At 45.3% G+C, this 16,927-nt stretch carries 18 protein-coding genes; 16 read left to right on the top strand and 2 right to left on the bottom strand.

Features of this window, described 5'->3' with window-relative positions:
• The first annotated feature begins 160 nt into the window (after positions 1–160).
• The 11 genes from GN112_RS25815 to GN112_RS25765 all read left to right on the top strand — a co-directional run bounded on the left by GN112_RS25815 (position 161) and on the right by GN112_RS25765 (position 10,315).
• Positions 161–346 (top strand): hypothetical protein, encoded by a 186-nt coding sequence (locus tag GN112_RS25815; protein ID WP_155312805.1) that lies wholly within the window; start codon positions 161–163, stop codon positions 344–346.
• A gap of 175 nt (positions 347–521) precedes the next feature.
• Positions 522–854: a hypothetical protein gene (locus GN112_RS25810; protein ID WP_155312804.1), complete on the top strand. Its 333-nt coding sequence runs from the start codon at positions 522–524 to the stop codon at positions 852–854.
• Between the two features lie 287 nt (positions 855–1,141).
• Entirely contained in the window at positions 1,142–2,023 is an 882-nt protein-coding gene (locus tag GN112_RS25805; protein ID WP_155308513.1) for a tyrosine-type recombinase/integrase, read from the top strand.
• Positions 2,001–3,248: an IS91 family transposase gene (locus GN112_RS25800; RefSeq protein ID WP_462477456.1), complete on the top strand. Its 1,248-nt coding sequence runs from the start codon at positions 2,001–2,003 to the stop codon at positions 3,246–3,248. Before GN112_RS25805 ends, GN112_RS25800 begins: the two co-directional genes overlap by 23 nt.
• A 506-nt stretch (positions 3,249–3,754) precedes the next feature.
• Complete coding sequence (locus tag GN112_RS25795) at positions 3,755–4,111, top strand: type II toxin-antitoxin system RelE/ParE family toxin (RefSeq protein ID WP_197743403.1); 357 nt, start codon at positions 3,755–3,757, stop codon at positions 4,109–4,111.
• A complete protein-coding gene (locus GN112_RS25790) occupies positions 4,108–4,413 on the top strand; it encodes a helix-turn-helix domain-containing protein (RefSeq protein ID WP_155312802.1) in 306 nt (101 codons plus the stop codon). Before GN112_RS25795 ends, GN112_RS25790 begins: the two co-directional genes overlap by 4 nt.
• Before the next feature lie 1,246 nt (positions 4,414–5,659).
• A complete protein-coding gene (gene ltrA, locus GN112_RS25785) occupies positions 5,660–7,144 on the top strand; it encodes a group II intron reverse transcriptase/maturase (protein ID WP_197743402.1) in 1,485 nt (494 codons plus the stop codon).
• 251 nt (positions 7,145–7,395) lie between these two features.
• Positions 7,396–7,842, top strand: coding sequence for a hypothetical protein (locus tag GN112_RS25780; protein WP_155312800.1), 447 nt, complete (start codon positions 7,396–7,398; stop codon positions 7,840–7,842).
• 1,011 nt (positions 7,843–8,853) lie between these two features.
• Positions 8,854–9,132 carry a type II toxin-antitoxin system RelE/ParE family toxin gene (locus tag GN112_RS25775; protein WP_155312799.1) on the top strand — a complete coding sequence of 93 codons (279 nt, stop codon included), beginning with the start codon at positions 8,854–8,856 and terminating at the stop codon, positions 9,130–9,132.
• Positions 9,132–9,422 (top strand): HigA family addiction module antitoxin, encoded by a 291-nt coding sequence (locus tag GN112_RS25770; RefSeq protein ID WP_155312798.1) that lies wholly within the window; start codon positions 9,132–9,134, stop codon positions 9,420–9,422. The genes GN112_RS25775 and GN112_RS25770 overlap by 1 nt, the downstream gene beginning before the upstream one ends.
• 158 nt (positions 9,423–9,580) lie before the next feature.
• Positions 9,581–10,315, top strand: coding sequence for a DUF2971 domain-containing protein (locus tag GN112_RS25765; RefSeq protein WP_155312797.1), 735 nt, complete (start codon positions 9,581–9,583; stop codon positions 10,313–10,315).
• A 73-nt stretch (positions 10,316–10,388) separates the two neighbouring features.
• On the opposite strand, the gene ltrA (GN112_RS25760) is transcribed toward GN112_RS25765, so the two are convergent.
• Together ltrA (GN112_RS25760) and GN112_RS25750 are read right to left on the bottom strand one after the other, a co-directional pair.
• Positions 10,389–11,699: a group II intron reverse transcriptase/maturase gene (gene ltrA, locus GN112_RS25760; RefSeq protein ID WP_231716902.1), complete on the bottom strand. Its 1,311-nt coding sequence runs from the start codon at positions 11,697–11,699 to the stop codon at positions 10,389–10,391.
• Positions 11,700–13,129: 1,430 nt separating this feature from the next.
• Complete coding sequence (locus tag GN112_RS25750; RefSeq protein ID WP_155310575.1) at positions 13,130–14,248, bottom strand: IS110 family RNA-guided transposase; 1,119 nt, start codon at positions 14,246–14,248, stop codon at positions 13,130–13,132.
• Between the two features lie 158 nt (positions 14,249–14,406).
• Between GN112_RS25750 and GN112_RS25745 the strand changes: the two genes are divergently transcribed.
• From GN112_RS25745 to GN112_RS25725, 5 genes are all read left to right on the top strand, one after another.
• Entirely contained in the window at positions 14,407–14,919 is a 513-nt protein-coding gene (locus tag GN112_RS25745) for a flavodoxin family protein (RefSeq protein WP_155312796.1), read from the top strand.
• Positions 14,920–15,042: 123 nt separating this feature from the next.
• On the top strand, positions 15,043–15,468 hold the full coding sequence (locus GN112_RS25740) for a hypothetical protein (protein ID WP_155312795.1): 426 nt from the start codon (positions 15,043–15,045) through the stop codon (positions 15,466–15,468).
• 20 nt (positions 15,469–15,488) lie between these two features.
• A complete protein-coding gene (locus GN112_RS25735) occupies positions 15,489–16,139 on the top strand; it encodes a hypothetical protein (protein WP_155312794.1) in 651 nt (216 codons plus the stop codon).
• An 85-nt stretch (positions 16,140–16,224) separates the two neighbouring features.
• A complete protein-coding gene (locus GN112_RS25730; protein ID WP_155312793.1) occupies positions 16,225–16,482 on the top strand; it encodes a hypothetical protein in 258 nt (85 codons plus the stop codon).
• Positions 16,483–16,656: 174 nt separating this feature from the next.
• Positions 16,657–16,902 carry a hypothetical protein gene (locus GN112_RS25725; protein ID WP_155312792.1) on the top strand — a complete coding sequence of 82 codons (246 nt, stop codon included), beginning with the start codon at positions 16,657–16,659 and terminating at the stop codon, positions 16,900–16,902.
• Positions 16,903–16,927 lie beyond the last annotated feature (25 nt).

The raw sequence follows: 16,927 nt of genomic DNA, 5'->3' as shown, positions 1-16,927 counted from the left end.
GTCCTCGGTCTGTTATTTTCAGGTGCCAGTCTGATCTTGGCAATAAGAGCCGAGTTAAGACACACTAAAAAGTAACAGTCATGAGATCCTCATGGGGATGTGCTTCACCGGCCATCCTCATGAGGTGAATTTAAATCCTCTCTTGTGAAAGGAGCATATAATGAACCCAGCATCACTTGAAGAAGCCACGAAAATAATTGCGGACCTTAAGCGTGAAATTGTAAGACTTAAGACACATATTAATGAACTTAAGACGCAAGTTCTCCAACTTAAGAAGGAAAATCTGGAACTTAAGGCAGAGAGCCTCGAACTCAAGGCTGAAAACCTCAAACTGAAGTCCAAGTAACTCTCGGGCAATTTCAGGATTTTCTTTCCAAAGTGATCTTGAAAAACAAACCGATAAAACATTACTCATAATATAAACCTCCAAATAACCAACCAAATTCAGCCGACACAAAAAGCCTTGCGGCTGATTTGTGGTGTTAGGATTAAAGCAAGGTATATATCCAAAAGGGAAAGATTTGAGCGAAGACATAAACAAAATTGATTCAATAGCAATCAATGAAGTGCAACTAATTTTAGCAGAGAAGCGTACATCCTTAGCTGTAATGAGAACAGGTATTGCGGTTTTAGCATTACCGTTATCGGTTATGAGTGTTCTGATAGCTACTTCAAAATATTATGATGTCATCCATGTTTTACATTTTCTTGTCCCGTTGGGAGCACTCAATCTTGCTTTAATTGTTTTTGGTGCTTACCTGATTATCCGCTCAATAATTCGAATGAGACATTATGACGGCTTTATTAATGAAATCAGACGAAAGCATAGTATAATTGGGGAATTTATTGAGTGAATTCATGAAAGAATCCTAACCAATCGTTTCAAGGGACAAGCGGACAGCGTGGCTTTTTGAAATTCAGTCTTGCTGGCCAAAACCCAGGTTATTCAAAATTTATCGCTGTAAATCCCGCTTGCCCCTGAACTCAGCCGTTGGACTAAGCCGCTACGCGGCAGCTAACCCACCAGAATTTCTGTAATTCTTTCCTCATTTCCGGTTTTTCTCCGATTTTATTATAATTCCCTCCATCGGTATAACTCCGAAAATCTCATATTTATCTCATTAATCAAAGGAGGGAACTCATGTCTGAACTACGTCAAAAGATGATCCGGGCAATGGAACTTAAGGATTTCTCACCGAGGACTCAGCAATCCTATTTGTCTGCTGTTGAAGGCCTATCAAAATTTCATCGGAAGTCACCGGATCGTCTAACGCAAACAGAAATCGAAGACTACGTGCTTCACCTTAAAGATGAAGGGAAGAGCGCAAGCACACGCAATGTTATCATTTCCGGGATGAAGTTTTTCTACCAGCATACACTGATAAACAGCGAAATCGCATTGAATATGCCAAGTCGTCGTAAACCAAAAATCCTACCTGAAGTTCTCAGTAGAGAGCAGGTTCGCATGATCATCGATACTCCGGCGGATCTTAAGCATCGGCTGATATTGATGACGGCTTATTCTGGAGGGCTTCGAGTCAGTGAAGTGGCAGCACTGAAAGTCAAAAGCATCGACAGTGCACGGATGGTGATCCGGGTCTATCAGGGCAAAGGCATGAAAGACCGCGATACGCTGCTTTCTAAAAAACTGCTGGAGGAACTACGGGGCTATTGGAAGGTCTATCGCCCGACAGATTGGCTGTTTTACGGTAAACGTCGCGACACTCCCATGAGCATCACATCGATTCAGAGAATGTACCGCCGTGCCAAGAGCGACGCCGGCATCACCAAGGGCAAGGGCATTCATTGCCTTCGCCATTGCTTTGCCACTCATCTGCTGGAAGCCGGCTATGATGTGCGCAAGATACAGCTTCTCATGGGGCATCGCTCGTTGTCCACCACCATGGTCTATCTTCACGTTTCCAGAAACGGGTTGGCCAAGGTCCAGAGCCCGCTGGATTTCATCGAAGAGCCGGAACAACAGGCGCCGCCGTGGGAGGATGACGATGAATCCAATCAATAATTATCCTCAACCAGCAAACCGACAGGTGGAAGTGGCGGATATTTTGCGCTGCCACATCGGTGACTATCTCAAAAGATACAATATGCCGCCGGAGCATTACAGGGTCGTATACGACATTTTAAATTGCCGGACCGCTTATCTTGGCGGGCACGTTGAAATGTGCGATCAATGCGGAGCCGAACGCATCCTTTACAACTCGTGCCGCAACCGGCATTGCCCGAAATGCCAGACCATCACCAAGCAACGCTGGTTGTCCGCCCGGCAGGCTGAACTTTTGCCGGTTAGCTATTTTCACAATGTCTTTACCCTTCCCCATGAATTGAATCCTTTGATTTTGTGCAACAAACCACTCATGCTGGGATTCCTGTTTCAGGCCGCGAGCCAGACGTTACTCGATTTCGGCAAAAATCCGAAGAACGAACTCGGTGGCCAGTTGGGGATCATCGCTATTTTGCACACCTGGACGCAAACATTGATGGATCATTTTCACCTGCACTGCCTGGTGCCTGGCGGTGCGATTGCTGGCAATGGAAAGGAATGGATCAGCAGCAAAGGGGAGTTTCTCTTTCCGGTCAAAGCGCTTTCGAAGGTTTTCCGGGGAAAGTTCATATCGTATCTGGAAGATGCATATAGCAAGAACCAGTTGTGCTTTCCCGGCAATACCCGTGCGTTAGGGACCCGCCAAGGGTTCCGGCGCTTGATCAAACAGCTGTGGTCGAAAAACTGGGTGGTCTATACCAAGCCGCCCATTGAGCGCCCGGAATGGGTGCTCGATTACCTTGGGCGCTATACGCATCGCATTGCCATATCGAATCATCGCATCACTGATTTTTCTGACGGCCGTGTGACGTTCACGATCAAAAACAGAAAACGCAAGACGACTGAAACCGTCACCCTCGATGCGGTCGAATTCATCCGGCGGTTCTTGTTGCATGTACTGCCCAAGCGGTTCGTACGCATCCGGCATTATGGCTTTTTGGCCAACCGTGGCAAGAAAAAGAACATTGGCCTGTGCCGTTTGTTGATGAACTTGTCCCCCGATATCCCCGAGGTGCGGGATCAGTCCGTCCAGGCAATCATGATGGCACAGGCCGGTATCGACATATTGAGGTGCCCAAGCTGCAAACAAGGAATGATGAGAAAGATATACGAAATCCCGGAAGGGTCCGGAAACAGTTCATTCCATATTTTGAGGCCGGTGTCGGTAACCGATAAGGATCCTTAGCAAATCGATCCACGAGCTTGTTTTCCAGGGATAGCTTGAGCGTGCATTTCCAAGGCGCTGAAAGTGATGGGATCGGTTTGCCCTCAGGTCATGAAACGATCGAAATCGGCATTCCCATAAATTGTGAGTGATGCCGAAAAGGCTTGGTTACCCGGTGTTTTCACCCATTCAACAATCACGATCACCCCCAGGATTCTGATTCTGCCCTTGCACCAGAACCAGCGAGGCAGTCCTCTGTTTACAATCCCCATATTAAATGGTAGTCATTTCAAGAATGTGTTCCAAATTGTCTTAGTCCAACCAGTTTTATCCATCATCCCGCATCGCGCTAAAAGATCTTCGGCATTGAATCAGCACCGTCATCTGTTGGGGGGTCTGTCGTTTCAATGGTTGGCGGGACGACGGATAAAACTCTATACGTTGTGCGTTAAAAACCAACGGGATGCAGAAAAAGGTATATTGAAAATTGTGTCACCCGGTGCTATATTGTTGTTATGCGAAAATTAATGACAAAGCACTTTGTGAAATGGGCTTCAAAGCAAAAAATACCGATTGATGATTTGGAAACAGCATTGGAAGAAGTCGGTAGTGGAAATTACGAAGCAAATTTGGGTGGGCACATTTACAAAAAAAGAATTCGTTTCCCAGGTCAAGGCAAAAGCGGTAGTGGAAGAACGATTGTTTGCTATAAAAAAGGGAACAGAATTATTTTCATCCATGGTTTCTCAAAAAATGAAAAATCAAACCTTTCACCCAAAGAGCTATTTGTCTTCAAGGAACTTGCTAAAATTTTACTTTCATTTTCTGAAAGGGAAATTGATATAGCAGTCCAAAATGGTGATTTAAAAGAGGTGGCAACATGAGAAAATCAATTTCAGATTCAATTACGGAAACCGTAAGGGACTTAAATAAAAGTGGGCTTGTGGATGACATTACTTTAAGAAATATTGAAAAATTATGTCTTCCGGAAGTTAAAGACTATCCCCCCAAAAAAATAACCGAAATCCGAAAAAAATTTAATTTAAGCCAAGCTGCGTTAGCAAGCGTTTTCAATATTAGTACCTCTACTGTACAGAAATGGGAACAGGGTAATAAAAAGCCTACAGGAGCCTCAAGGAAATTATTGGATATCATGGAAAGAAAAGGCTTAGAGGCTTTAATATAACTCGCACAACAAAACGCTGCAGGCCGACCCGGAGAGCTAGCGGCTTTTTGAAAGACCTTGGTTTTTGAAAAGAATTTAATTTTAGGGAAGTTCTCGGTTCTCGCTCCGGGCGGCTGAGCTCCCCGAACCGCGTAGGAATGTAAGGAATATAGAATGGCAAGCGCTAAGTTTTTCAATCGATTATCTTGGATAGCCTTTATTGGATCCTTTGCATTGTCTATTGGCGTAATTTTGCATAACTTTTTTGCGTTCAAGTTGCCAACGTTTAATTCAACATCCTACATGCTTGCATATGGAAGCATTTTCTTTCTATTATTCAGCATATTAGGTGGTATTATTACTTTCCGTAAAATTAATTTATGGGCATGCTTGAGATACATACTCTCAATTCCTTGTTCGTTGTTCGTTTTGTCAATTGTACCTTTCATAATTTGTTAAGATAAATTGCGAAAAGAAAACACCTTAAAAGCGCATAACAACAGCTTACACACAGGACCGGGCGGGCTAAGGCGTTTCTTTGAAAGTATATTAAAATTTAAATTTTATGTTCATTAATAAACTATGTCTTTTCAACCCGCCCGGCCGGTGAAGCAAGCGTTATGGTGCGACACGATGTCGCACAGTTTGAGTGTACTCAGGGAAGTCCCTGGAGTACCCGGTATGTTCCTACCGGACCCTACGCAGGCGTGCTACCGTTGCGCTGATGACGGGGTGCGAAGCCCTGCGGACAATGTACCGAATCGGGTTCAAATGGTAACAGGCGAATCCATCCGGGAATCCTCCCCGGTTAAGGGCTAGGGTCGGATGACATGGTGAAACTAATTGAATGTCCGTAAGCGTCGTCAATAAGCGACCGACCTACGAGGATTAACAGGTCGAAGGCCGTTGCCCGGAGTTAGCGGATGTGGTCAGGATGCAGGTCTCATAACTGCCTGCACGGAACCGACGAACCACCGGCGTAGAGGGCGCACCTAAGTCATCCATTGGATCAACTGTGTGGAACGTAGTAACCCCGTCCTTCGCCTGGAGCAATTCCAGGCAAGCGAACCGCAAGGCACGCCGATGGAGAGACGGGTGAGAGAGGTTGGAAGAAGCGAACGCTTTCGGGAAAACCGAAAGATAGAGCATGAAACATGGCTCAACGCCAAAACCGGCAAGCCTTACGCCCCGGTGAATGAGCGTGCAGACGTCCAACTGGTGTCTCGTTGCGAGAGAGCTGGGAGAACCTTCGAAGATGAGAAAGCAAATGACGGCCGAAACGGCTGGTGCACTCAAAGATGACGCTGACAAATGGAGTTCAGTTGACTGGAAACAGGCTCAGCGGGAAGTCAGAAGGCTGCAAGTGCGTATCGCAAAGGCTGTAAAGGAAAACAGGTGGAACAAGGTTCGATCATTACAATACCTGTTAACCCATTCGTTCTACGCCAAGCTACTGGCTGTGAAACGGGTGACCTCCAACAAGGGGAAAAAGACCCCTGGCGTTGACGGCGTGCTGTGGCAAGGCGCCCGAGCCAAATGGCGGGCTGCAAACAGCCTGCGCCGACGTGGCTATCGCCCTCAGCCCTTGAGGCGAATCTATATCAAAAAGAAGAACGGCAAACTCAGGCCTCTATCGATTCCCACCATGTACGACAGAGCGCAACAGGCACTTTACAAGCTGGGGCTGGCACCCGTCGCCGAGACGACCGCCGACAGGAATTCCTACGGCTTTCGTGAAGGCAGATCGTGCGCCGACGCCGTAGCCAGTGCCTTCAACGCGCTGTCTAAGCCCAATTCGGCACCATGGGTTCTCGAAGGGGACATAAAGGGTTGTTTCGACAACATCTCTTTTAAATGGGTGTTGGAGAATATCCCCATGGACAAAGTCGTGCTTCAAAAGTGGTTAAGGGCAGGATATATGGAAAACGGCACCCATTATCCTTCACGCAAGGGAGTTCCACAAGGTGGGATTATCAGTCCCACTATCTCGAATATGGTGCTTGACGGGTTGGAAGAAGCCGTTCATCGTGCAGTCCCCCGTAGGCGTCGTATTAACTTCGTCCGCTACGCCGATGATTTCATCATTACAGGTAAATCGAAAACCATCCTGGAAGATGTGATCCGGCCCGTGGTCGAAAACTTCCTTGCCGAGCGAGGTCTGGAACTCTCTGCTGAGAAGACCATGATCACGCACATCAAAGACGGATTTACGTTCCTCGGGCAAACCTTCAGAAAGCATGGCCGTGTTCTGCACATCACGCCATCGACGAAGGGAGTTCACGCCCTTATGCAGAAGGTGGGAACGTTAATTCGCAAACACGTCAGCGCGCCGATGCCGGTACTGATCAAGAAGCTGAACGCGACGCTTCGAGGTTGGGCCAATTACCACCGCCACGTGGTCGCATCGGAAGCCTTCAGTCGGATCGACACCTATGTCTATGAGCAACTCTGGCGCATGATACGCAAACGGCACCGGTCCAAATCCGCGCAGTGGCTGACCAAGCACTACTGGTCGGCGGCCGGACGAAACACCTTCGCGGTTTTGACCAAGACCGCAAAGAACGGTGTCAAGCTGTATCGCGTATTGCGAACAAGCGCAATCGGAATCCGTAGACACGTGAAGATCAAAGCGGATGCCAACCCTTATCTGCCCAAGTATGCCTGGTATTTTTGGCGTCGCCGGCATTATAAGGCAAGCAAGCTGCTGCCGGCCATGTCGGCCCGAGAGTATAGGGCTATGGTTTCGGCATAGGAGGAATTACAACCGGGCCGCCCCATAAGGGAGGCCTTCTGAGGTGCTCGAGCCGTGTGAGGTGAAAGTCTCATGCACGGTTCCAAGGGGGGAAAGGGGCTGAAAGGCCCCTGACCTACCCGATTTTTTAAAGGGGATAATGAAAAAGAAAATACGATTAATAATTCCGCTTATGCTCCCGCATTTTATCACTTATTTACGCTGTCGGGGATTATAATAATTGGTGGGACAAATTAAGTGGGCGTGAAGCTGTGCTTGAGGGGATACAAAGGCTGGCTAGCCCACGTAATTTCCCCGATATCATCATTTTCGATGATGAAGCAGAATTTAATCCTTTGTTTTTATATATTATCAAAAAAACCAACTACGAAGAAGTGATCAGTCTATATCACAAAGGCAACTTTCCCACTGCTATTGTGAGAGTTGGGGGGACATTAAAGCCTGATATTGGTGATAACTTGCCAGAGGGATGGCCAAATCCTAAATTTGTACCTGGTTCTTCACCTATAGGTTTTGTTTACAATTATTCAAGGTCGCTTAGCAATATAGATGGTGACGACTTTAAGCCTATTGGCAGTTTGGGCGATCTAAGACAATGGATTAATGATTCTCGAAATAGAGAAAGATTTATTTTCGCATCAATCCTAATTGGTGTCTTATCAATTACAGTTGCAGTTTTCGATTTTAAAAAGAAATAGCCCAAACATAACATCTTTTTGAAGAGGGACCGGGAAAATCGGGGCGCGTTTTAAAAACCTTTTTAGCTTTCCTTCTGTGGCAGTTTACAGTTGCCTTGGCAGTAACGCCCGGCCCCTTAAAATAGCGTTGGTGCTCATATTGACTTGTTTTCCGTTCTTTATTTTGAACGTTTTTGGTTTGTGCTTGCTTGAAAGGACTGCACCGAATCTGTAAGTTCATCAAGGCTTATATTTTGCAGTTTTTTTGCTTGTTTGTTTTTTTAAAAGTCCGTTCCGTCATAATCGGTTTATGCTCCTTTTCTTTTCGGGCCGGGCTTATTTATTTGTTTTAACCGGGCACCTCGCTTTCTTTTTCATTGAAAGCTCGGTGCACCAACAAAGTGCTAAACTTTGACGGCGGTTACGGTGGCATTTTGGCCGATCGTGCTATCAGAAACTTCCTTTTTCCATTGATAGTTTCCGTTCGTTTGGCCGCCGCAAGTTAGCTCGTCGTTATTTTTATGGAAAAAATTTACCGAAATAATTTCTTAGTCGCTTTGTTCTATTTAGCAGCAATGCTAATTTTCGGATATATAGATGTTAAGGTATCGAGAATTCAAGGTGGTAATTTTATACAGCTGTTAATAATATTGATGATTGTTTATTTTTCATTCTTGTACGTTAACAGGCGGATATTTAAAAAATATAAACCATATTTAAGAATCTTAGCCATAATTTCTTTATCCGCAGGTATTACTGCTTTATGGTTTTTTTTATCTGTATCAATTTACATAGAGTTTATTATTACAATTGGCGGCACTATATAAAACTTAAGTACAATAAAATAACATGTCACTTAAGCGGGACCGGGAAAATCGTTGGTATTTTAAAAGTTCATATTTGTATTAAAATCGGAAGTTTTTAGAAAATTCGTCAAGGTTTGTTTCCCGGCCCCTTAGTTTTGCGTTCTGTGCTGATGTAGACATTGAAAAAAAGTATTGCGTATTGCGCATTATGCTATATAATATATTCATGATAAAATCATTTAAACATAAAGGGCTGCGTAAATTTTTTGAAACTGGTAATTTGGCTGGCATTCAACCGGACCACAGGCAAAAACTTAGAATTCGACTAATTGCACTTGATACTGCAACATGCATCGAAGATATGAACACTCCAGGTTGGCGGCTCCACAGTTTAAAAGGTGATCGTCAGGGATTATGGGCGATTGATGTAAACCGAAATTGGCGTATCGTTTTTGAGTTTAAAGATGGTAATGCCTATATCGTAGACTATGAGGATTATCACTAATGGCTATGTATAACCCTCCCCATCCAGGGGAATTTATCAAGGATGTTTATCTGGAACCTCTGGGTGTATCACCCCGAAGTGTTGCCTTACGGCTTAAAGTTTCTCCTTCAACCTTTTCAAGGATTATAAAAGCACAAAGTGCAATTAGTCCTGGAATGGCTTTGCGTCTATCCAAATGTTTAGGCCGCAGCCCTGAGAGCTGGCTTCATATGCAGGATAGCTATGACCTTTGGCAAGCAAAACAAAATGTTGATATTTCAAATATAGAGCCCTTGGCGATACCAGCTTAATATTGAACACCGCACAGAACAAAAAACTGCACCCGACCGCCAACAGCGGTGTTTTTTTGAAATGTTGTCTTCCGTATAAATGTTGTTGTTTGCGGAAGGCTTTCTCCCGCATGTTGGCGGCCGGTGAGTTAGTCGTTAAATGCTAAAGGAATATAATCGTGGCATATCAAGATAAGCTAAATATTAAGGAGAAAGACCTCGATAAAGAAATCTATCGAATTATGCCCATTCATCGTCTCCTTGAAGCATTTGAGCTTGAAAAGCTGACCTTAGTCAAACCTGAAAAATGGGATGATCCTTTTGAAAACCTTTTGTTAAAAGGGACAGCTAAAACATCGGATGGTGAGCTTCTTGATTTTGCTCCAATCCGAGATTCTGTTTATGGTCAATGCTGGACACTTCATAAAGAAACGGATGCTATGTGGCGCATCTACTCTCAAGATAAACAGGGTGCAAAAGTAAAAACTACAATTAGAAAACTATTGAACGCACTTCAATCCCAAAGTGGAGATTTTGCAAAAGTACATTGTTTCATAGGTGAAGTAGAATATCTGACACAAAAAGACCTCGTTTCAAAATTAAAAAACATTAATGTTCTAAACACATCAGGATCTGGAATTGCTGAATCACTCATATATAAGCGAGTAGAATTCAAGCATGAAAAAGAGGTCAGACTTTTATATACAGAAAAAAGTGGTCGGTTTCATCAGTTCAAAATTGACCCATTCGACCTATTTGATGAAATAGTTTTTGACCCACGAATTAATAAGCACCTTTTTGATTCTTACCATGATTCTTTGAAAAACAAAGGCTATAAAAAATCAATTAGGCAATCAGTCATGTATCAAGTCCCAAAGGGGCTGAGAATAAGCATTTATCGGGATAGGGAGTAGCCTCGCGGCCACCCCCTCCCACACCACCCGGCATACGGATCGCGTACCAAGGCGGTTCGGCTGATCAGGAAGGTTATTGAGCAGGCAGGAATAGTCCTCGTTCGAAGAAGTAACGGTTTGGTAGAGCAAATATCACCCACTTGACCTTGCTCATGCGCCAGTACTTTTTGCGGGCGTTACCGCAAAGCATGGCGTCCTTATGCGCAATGCCAAGCTTTTTGAGGTTTCGGACCTTGGTCCTGGGGTTTTTCCATTGTTTCCAGACAACGCACCGCAGCCGGCGGATGATCCAGCCATTGAGTGACTTGAACAGGTGCCTGGCTTCTGTCAGGCGATAATAGTTCCACCAGCCAATCAGGTACTGATTCAGATCTTTGATAATCTGGCTCAGACTTCTCCCTTGATTACGGTTCGTCAGTTCCCGGACTCGCTCCTTGAAACGTGAAATTGTTTTCCGGTGGATCCGGATCTTGGTCTGTCCACACATACTGATAAAGGTAAATCCCAGGAATTTGCGGAGCCATGGTCGGCTCACTGCGCTTTTCTCCTCGTTCACCTTGAGCTTGAGCTTCGCGGTGATGAACTTCGTGATGCTCTTGTTCACACGCTCGGCGGCTTTCCGGCTTTTGCAGTAGATCCTGAAGTCGTCAGCATACCTGACGAATTGGTGACCCCGCTTCTCCAATTCCTTATCCAGTTCATCGAGTACGATGTTGGAGAGCAACGGCGACAGAGGACCACCCTGGGGCGTTCCTTCTATGCTGGGACTGACAAGCCCCCCGATCATCGTTCCGGCCGTAAGGTACCGGCGGATCAATTTCAAGACCCGTTTGTCCCGGACCCTGGTGGCCAGCCGGCTTAAAAGCCGGTCGTGGTTAACTCGGTCAAAAAACTTGGACAAATCCATGTCAACCACGTGGGTGTACCCGTCCAGCAGATAGCCTTTGGCTTGTAGGACAGCGTCATGGGCTGATCGTCCTGGTCTGAATCCGTAGCTGTACTCAGAAAAGGTCGGGTCCCAGATCTGCTCCAATACCTGAGCTATCGTCTGTTGGATAAGGCGGTCCAATACCGTGGGGATACCAAGCAGGCGGACACCGCCATCCGGTTTGTCGATCTCCTTCCTTCTGACCGGTAAGGGACGATAATCCCCATTTAGCAGGTCCTGCTTGATCTTCGGCCAGTGCCTTTTCAGGTACCCTTTCAAGTGGTTGGTTTTCATGCCGTCCACACCCGGGGCGCCTTTATTGGCAACGACCTGGTTCATTGCTCTGAGCACATTACGTCGTTCGAGAATCAACTCCAACAACTGCTCTCTGCCTCCCAGACTTTCGGCAAGCCGCGACGCTACAAACATTTCCATCTGCTGTGGCTTTATGTTCATAAGTACACGTCTCCTAATGGTCATTTTCATTTACCCGTACCATTCGGGCCGGGCACCGTTCGGGCCTTTCACCGGGGTGAGCCTCCTGTTACGCTTGACCCGCGGGTAGCTCGCGCATCTCGTTTCCTCCGGTTACATTATGCCCTCTGCTGACTCCCGCTGCACGGTGGGCGCACCTTGCGGTTTGCTCACTCGGATCATCTGCCGCCGCCGGATCCTTTGGTTTCGTGTCCCTCTCCATAGCGGAGTTTGGCTCATCGCCGGTCAGGAGCCGGTCTTCCGACGATGCCGGGGGTTTTGGTGGCCGGAATCCCCCCTACCGGCAATTTCACACGACAAGTCCCGAGATGCAGCGGGCCTCCCGGGGTAAACACACATCTTTCGGTACGTAAGCGCCGAGTATACGAGCACTGCCTGAGATGGATAGAGGACTTAACCTTGTGTTGCAGGCTGGTCCCACAGATGCGCGCCTGACTCGATTTCTGTTCGTCACCCCGTACCTTCGCGACGGCCCTGCCGCAGCAGGGCGGCTTCCTCCCCAGGCACCGTTGCCGGATACCCAGTTGCCATGTCGCTACACCCTTCGCCTCCATCGGGCTGGGTCTAAGACTTGCCAAGCGATCCAACCGACTGATATGCTTGGCTCACTTTTAAGATGTGTGCCGTGCCCGGCACACAACAAATAGCTCCAGCGGACAGTTTAAAGCGTCACTTTTTTTGCTTACGCAAAAAAAGTGACGCTTTAAACTGCCGCTGAGCAAGGCGTTGGCCTCAATGATAGAGCACAATTGAAAGGAGAAAAAAAATGAAAGTACTAGGTGTGTCGGGATCTCCAATAAAAAATAGCAACACGGATAGAGCCCTTAAAGCGGTTCTGAATGCAACAGAATGCGAAACAGAATTCATTAAGCTGATATGGTTGAACACTTGTCAAGAGAAAAACCTATCCATACCCAAAAAACTTGGGCCAATAATTTTCATCGAGCGTTTGGATAGAGGCGGGGTCTGCAATAACGACGGTAGAGCACTCTGATATTCGCGGATTGGATACCGCCTGACTAGGCTTCGTCGTGGAGCTGCCTCGGTCTAAAGACGGGAGTTTCGGCCTGAAGGCCTATTCCGATAGCTTTTTCGAGGGTTCTCCAAACCGCGACCGCGCCCCTATCCAAAAGCTCGATGGCTATATTTGTTCTTTGATAAAGCCGATCCTTTCTTGAGCATTTTTAAAATCAATAAGTTCTTTTTCTATTTGCATCATCGATTATAGAGAAGTACTTATCCAGCTTCTTGAGCCGGAGCAACAGTCGCGCTTCTCTCGCCGTCGCTAATTCCCACCCAGCGTGGAAAGTCAGGGCTGTCAAGGCTGCGACCTTAGGGAGCACCCTTTAGGGCTTGGCCTTGATAGGCCTGGGTTTCCACGCTATAACAAATCATCTTTCAGCGGCCACGATTGGAACAGCCCGGGCAATGGCCCAGATGAAACCGGCCAACTCGCGTGCAATCGCGGTGATGACCACGTTATGGTTTTTGCCCTTTGCAATCAACCTGCGGTAGCGGTGGCATAGTCGTAGCTGTGCATTCCAGGCAATATCCAAAACATCGTCCGGCAAGCCTTCCTGGCGTTTACGGATCGCCTTACTTTTCCGGGCCGGCATACGATAGGCCTGAGCCGATTCGATCAACGTCCTGCGGGCATGGGTATTGCCGGTTTTGGTAATGGGGCCTTTTTTGATGGTGCCACCGCTTGAATGCTCCGATGGGATCAGACCCAAATAGGCCATCAGCTGTGCCGGCGTATCGAAACGGCTCAGATCCCCCAGTTCAGCGACGACGGTCACCGCGCTGAGCAAAGAAATCCCCCTGAGCGCTTGCAGAGCCTCGATAACCGGAAGCAATCGACTGGTTTGGCAACATTGCTCAATCGCTTTTTCGATGCGCTTAACGCGGGCCTCATGGTCTCCCATGGCGTCCAGGTATTCGGTAAGGGCAATGTGCTGGGCCGGATGCGGCATCTTCAGATCCGCCAGCCAATTTAAATGCGCTTTACTCCATTTGCTTTTACCTGGATAATTGATCCCTTGTCGCAATAAAAAGGCATTGATCTGTTGTTTGACTTTGCGGAGCGATATTTGGATGTCTTTTCGTGCACGTACCAGGTCACGAAGTGCTTCATCGGCCTGATCGGGGACATACACCGGCGTCAGTTCTCCGGAACGGTGGAGCGTCGCCAGGTGGGTTGCATCTCGGCGATCGTTTTTAACCCGATCACCGGTTTTTTTGGGGATCAGCGCCGGAGCAACGACAACGCAATCGATTCCCTTGCTTGTTAAATGCCTGTAGATTGGATATCCGCATGGACCTGCTTCATAAACACAATGCAATTCGGCGTTTTGTGAAATCAGTTTTCGCATGACGTTATCAATCTGCCCCAGGTCGTTGCTGATTTTTCCATACACTCGAACGTTTCCGTCACGTCCTTCATCGGCGATAGCAATGGTAATCGAATCTTTGTGGACATCCAAACCAACATACTTTACAATCTTTTTCACGGCCTGCCTCCTTGATTTTGGCTCTGTAGTTAGGGTTGTTAACGAACGCTTACTATAACCCACGTTTTCAAGGTTTGGCAGGCCTTTTTATTGCCGCGGTGGCTAACGTTCAACCATATTGTCTAATAGATTATACCGTGGCTCCTTGCAGAGCATGCTTGGGATGTCTCGAAACCAATCAATGTGTTATAAAAGATGACGGTGTTGAGTTAGCTGAAAAAGCAAAAAAAGCTGATGCGTTAGTAATAGCGGGATTCACTCCATATTCCACACTTGATTCTCGGACAAAGGCATTTATAGAACGCTTGTATCCATTACGTCATAAACATGGATTTATGGCTACCAAACCAGGAGGTGCGGTCATCACGTGTTGTGTCTCAGAAGATAATGACGCGTTGCCGCCTGCATGCCAAATGGGTGTTAACGCTGTTCAGTTTTATATGATGGAAGAAGGGATGAACTTTGTAGGTGCGGTGAAAATACAAGGGAATGTTCCATGTGTTAAATGTGGGAGTGGGGATGAATGCAAAATGTCTGGTATTAAAATGCTTTATGGAGAAAATGCAACTGTCAATTCGGTTGGTATAAAAACATTTGAAAACCAATCAATAGCAATTGAAGCAGCCACAGAACTGGGAAGAAAAATCGCTCAAGCCTTAAAGAAAATGTAAACGGCCAACAAATCATTCCAGCGGATTTGCAGGGCTCCGCTGCGCTACGCCCCGCAAACCGCTGAATTTTGCGTTATGCGATGCAACCAAATCATTTAAAGGATATCGATTAAGAGGATAGCCATGGACAGTTTATTAAGTATCTTTAGCCACCCTGCTCTATCTGGGCTGGCTGCTGTTTGTACCATAATTTCATTTTTCTTATCGCTATCTAAAAGTAAATTTTGGTATTTATTTGCATTTTGTATTTTTATATTTTGTGCAACATATATTTTAGGAAATATCCACTTAAATGATAAAAAAATAATTTTTCCTCCGGATGAAGCTAATCTACTACCAATTGGAAAGATAACAGAGATAAAACACGGATATGTGCTATTTAACTCAGATTCTGTTATGCCTAACGATCCGCTTCTTTATATAAAGCTAAAAAACAATGATATTGTCCATATAATTCTATCAAAACAGAAAGATAACATATTTTCGGCCATTGTTCCTAAAAGAATAAATGAAATCAATGAAAACGATATAGTTCTAATTTCTAGGTAAAATAAATTGTTGGAGGAATAATGAGAATTCGTAATTATTTTCTAAAATGCTTTTGTTTTATCATTGTCATTATTATGCTACAAGTTACTCTTGTTGGCTGCTATTTAAATAGAAGTCTACCGGATTCCCCAACTACGCCATCTGCATCACGGATATACGATATCCCTTCAGGGATAAAAAACGAGGTGTTAATGCCTGATGAAATTTCAAAAAATATTTTAAAAAAAAATATGGAGAATGGATGGACAGAAAAACCATGGATTTATAAGCAAAATGGGGAGAAAATATATACTGAATTCCAAAACATGAAGATAGCAATCCCATACTATGAATACCATTATAAATGGCATAGGCGAGCTTTTATGGATACTAGTCCCTTTCGTCCTCCTGAATGTTGTTTGTATCAGTCACTTTTTATTAAAGAAGGTAATTTCGTTTTCGTCTTAAACAAGCAGAAGAAATGTGATACGAATCCTCCACAACATATAGGAATTCCGGAAGCTTTCAATATCGAAAAATACATAAATTGTGTTTTTATTGTGGGTGCCTCGAATGAATATATGATTAATTATCAAGACAACTATTCTGGAACAATGATCATATGTGCGAGCAATGAAAGTGAAAGAAATAAAATTATTGCAGCATTATTATCCCTTAATGTTAAATATTAAACTCGCATAACCCATTTTTGCACAGGACGCCAAACAACAGGCGCCTGTGAAAAACCCGTTCGCCAACTTATGCGGTGAAAATATTATGAATAAGAATGATAAAGATATCTGGTTTCCTGCAATGAAATATGGAATCGGGTGGGGCCTGCCTGCTACTTGGCAAGGATGGATTGTTTTCTTGGTCTATATCGTTCTTGTGATTATTGGCGTGCTCTTTATAAAGCGATCTCCTTGGTTGGTTATTCCCTTTATTATTTATGTCTTCATTCTTACTGGAATCTTACTTTTCATATGTTGGAAAAAGGGAGAAAAACCCGAGTTGCGGTGGGGTAAAAGACTATGACCGCCGCCTGCGGCGAACCAGTCAGTTGAGTGGGACCGGGAGAAGCCGTGCATTTTTTAACGTATGTCGGTAATTGACATCCAGTAAATATAATGAAGGCCTCAAGTTTTAATCTCCCGGCCCCTCACTTTCACGTTATACGTCGTACCAAAAAGTAATAGGGGGGTAGAGAAAATGTCTATGGATCAGCTAAACAAAATAAAAGAAATACTTGAAAATCATGTCGGAAAAGAAAATCAGATAAGTTCTGGAGATATTGGCCCCCAAATCGGTATCCAAGAGGATGCAACCCACGTTCAAGTACGAAACCTCATTCGCGAAGCCATTGAGAAATTAAGGATACCAATCGGAGGTAGTAGCCGTGGATATTATCTTATTAAAGATGAGGCTGAATTAAAGCAATACACTGATAGCATGTAAGCGTTCACGGGGTATATTGGGCGCT

It is taken from the genome of Desulfosarcina ovata subsp. ovata (assembly GCF_009689005.1).
GTDB lineage: Bacteria > Desulfobacterota > Desulfobacteria > Desulfobacterales > Desulfosarcinaceae > Desulfosarcina > Desulfosarcina ovata.
This window is presented reverse-complemented; position numbering and strand designations above follow the sequence as displayed.

Excerpts from the sequence above, each read along its gene's own strand:
- GN112_RS25815 (WP_155312805.1), top strand. The coding sequence starts at position 161 with ATGAACCCAGCATCACTTGAAGAAGCCACGAAAATAATTGCGGACCTT.
- GN112_RS25805 (WP_155308513.1), top strand. The coding sequence starts at position 1,142 with ATGTCTGAACTACGTCAAAAGATGATCCGGGCAATGGAACTTAAGGAT.
- GN112_RS25800 (WP_462477456.1), top strand. The coding sequence starts at position 2,001 with ATGACGATGAATCCAATCAATAATTATCCTCAACCAGCAAACCGACAG.
- GN112_RS25795 (WP_197743403.1), top strand. The coding sequence starts at position 3,755 with ATGACAAAGCACTTTGTGAAATGGGCTTCAAAGCAAAAAATACCGATT.
- GN112_RS25790 (WP_155312802.1), top strand. The coding sequence starts at position 4,108 with ATGAGAAAATCAATTTCAGATTCAATTACGGAAACCGTAAGGGACTTA.
- ltrA (WP_197743402.1), top strand. The coding sequence starts at position 5,660 with ATGACGGCCGAAACGGCTGGTGCACTCAAAGATGACGCTGACAAATGG.
- GN112_RS25775 (WP_155312799.1), top strand. The coding sequence starts at position 8,854 with ATGATAAAATCATTTAAACATAAAGGGCTGCGTAAATTTTTTGAAACT.
- GN112_RS25770 (WP_155312798.1), top strand. The coding sequence starts at position 9,132 with ATGGCTATGTATAACCCTCCCCATCCAGGGGAATTTATCAAGGATGTT.
- ltrA (WP_231716902.1), bottom strand. The coding sequence starts at position 11,699 with ATGAACATAAAGCCACAGCAGATGGAAATGTTTGTAGCGTCGCGGCTT.
- GN112_RS25740 (WP_155312795.1), top strand. The coding sequence starts at position 15,043 with ATGGACAGTTTATTAAGTATCTTTAGCCACCCTGCTCTATCTGGGCTG.
- GN112_RS25735 (WP_155312794.1), top strand. The coding sequence starts at position 15,489 with ATGAGAATTCGTAATTATTTTCTAAAATGCTTTTGTTTTATCATTGTC.
- GN112_RS25730 (WP_155312793.1), top strand. The coding sequence starts at position 16,225 with ATGAATAAGAATGATAAAGATATCTGGTTTCCTGCAATGAAATATGGA.
- GN112_RS25725 (WP_155312792.1), top strand. The coding sequence starts at position 16,657 with ATGTCTATGGATCAGCTAAACAAAATAAAAGAAATACTTGAAAATCAT.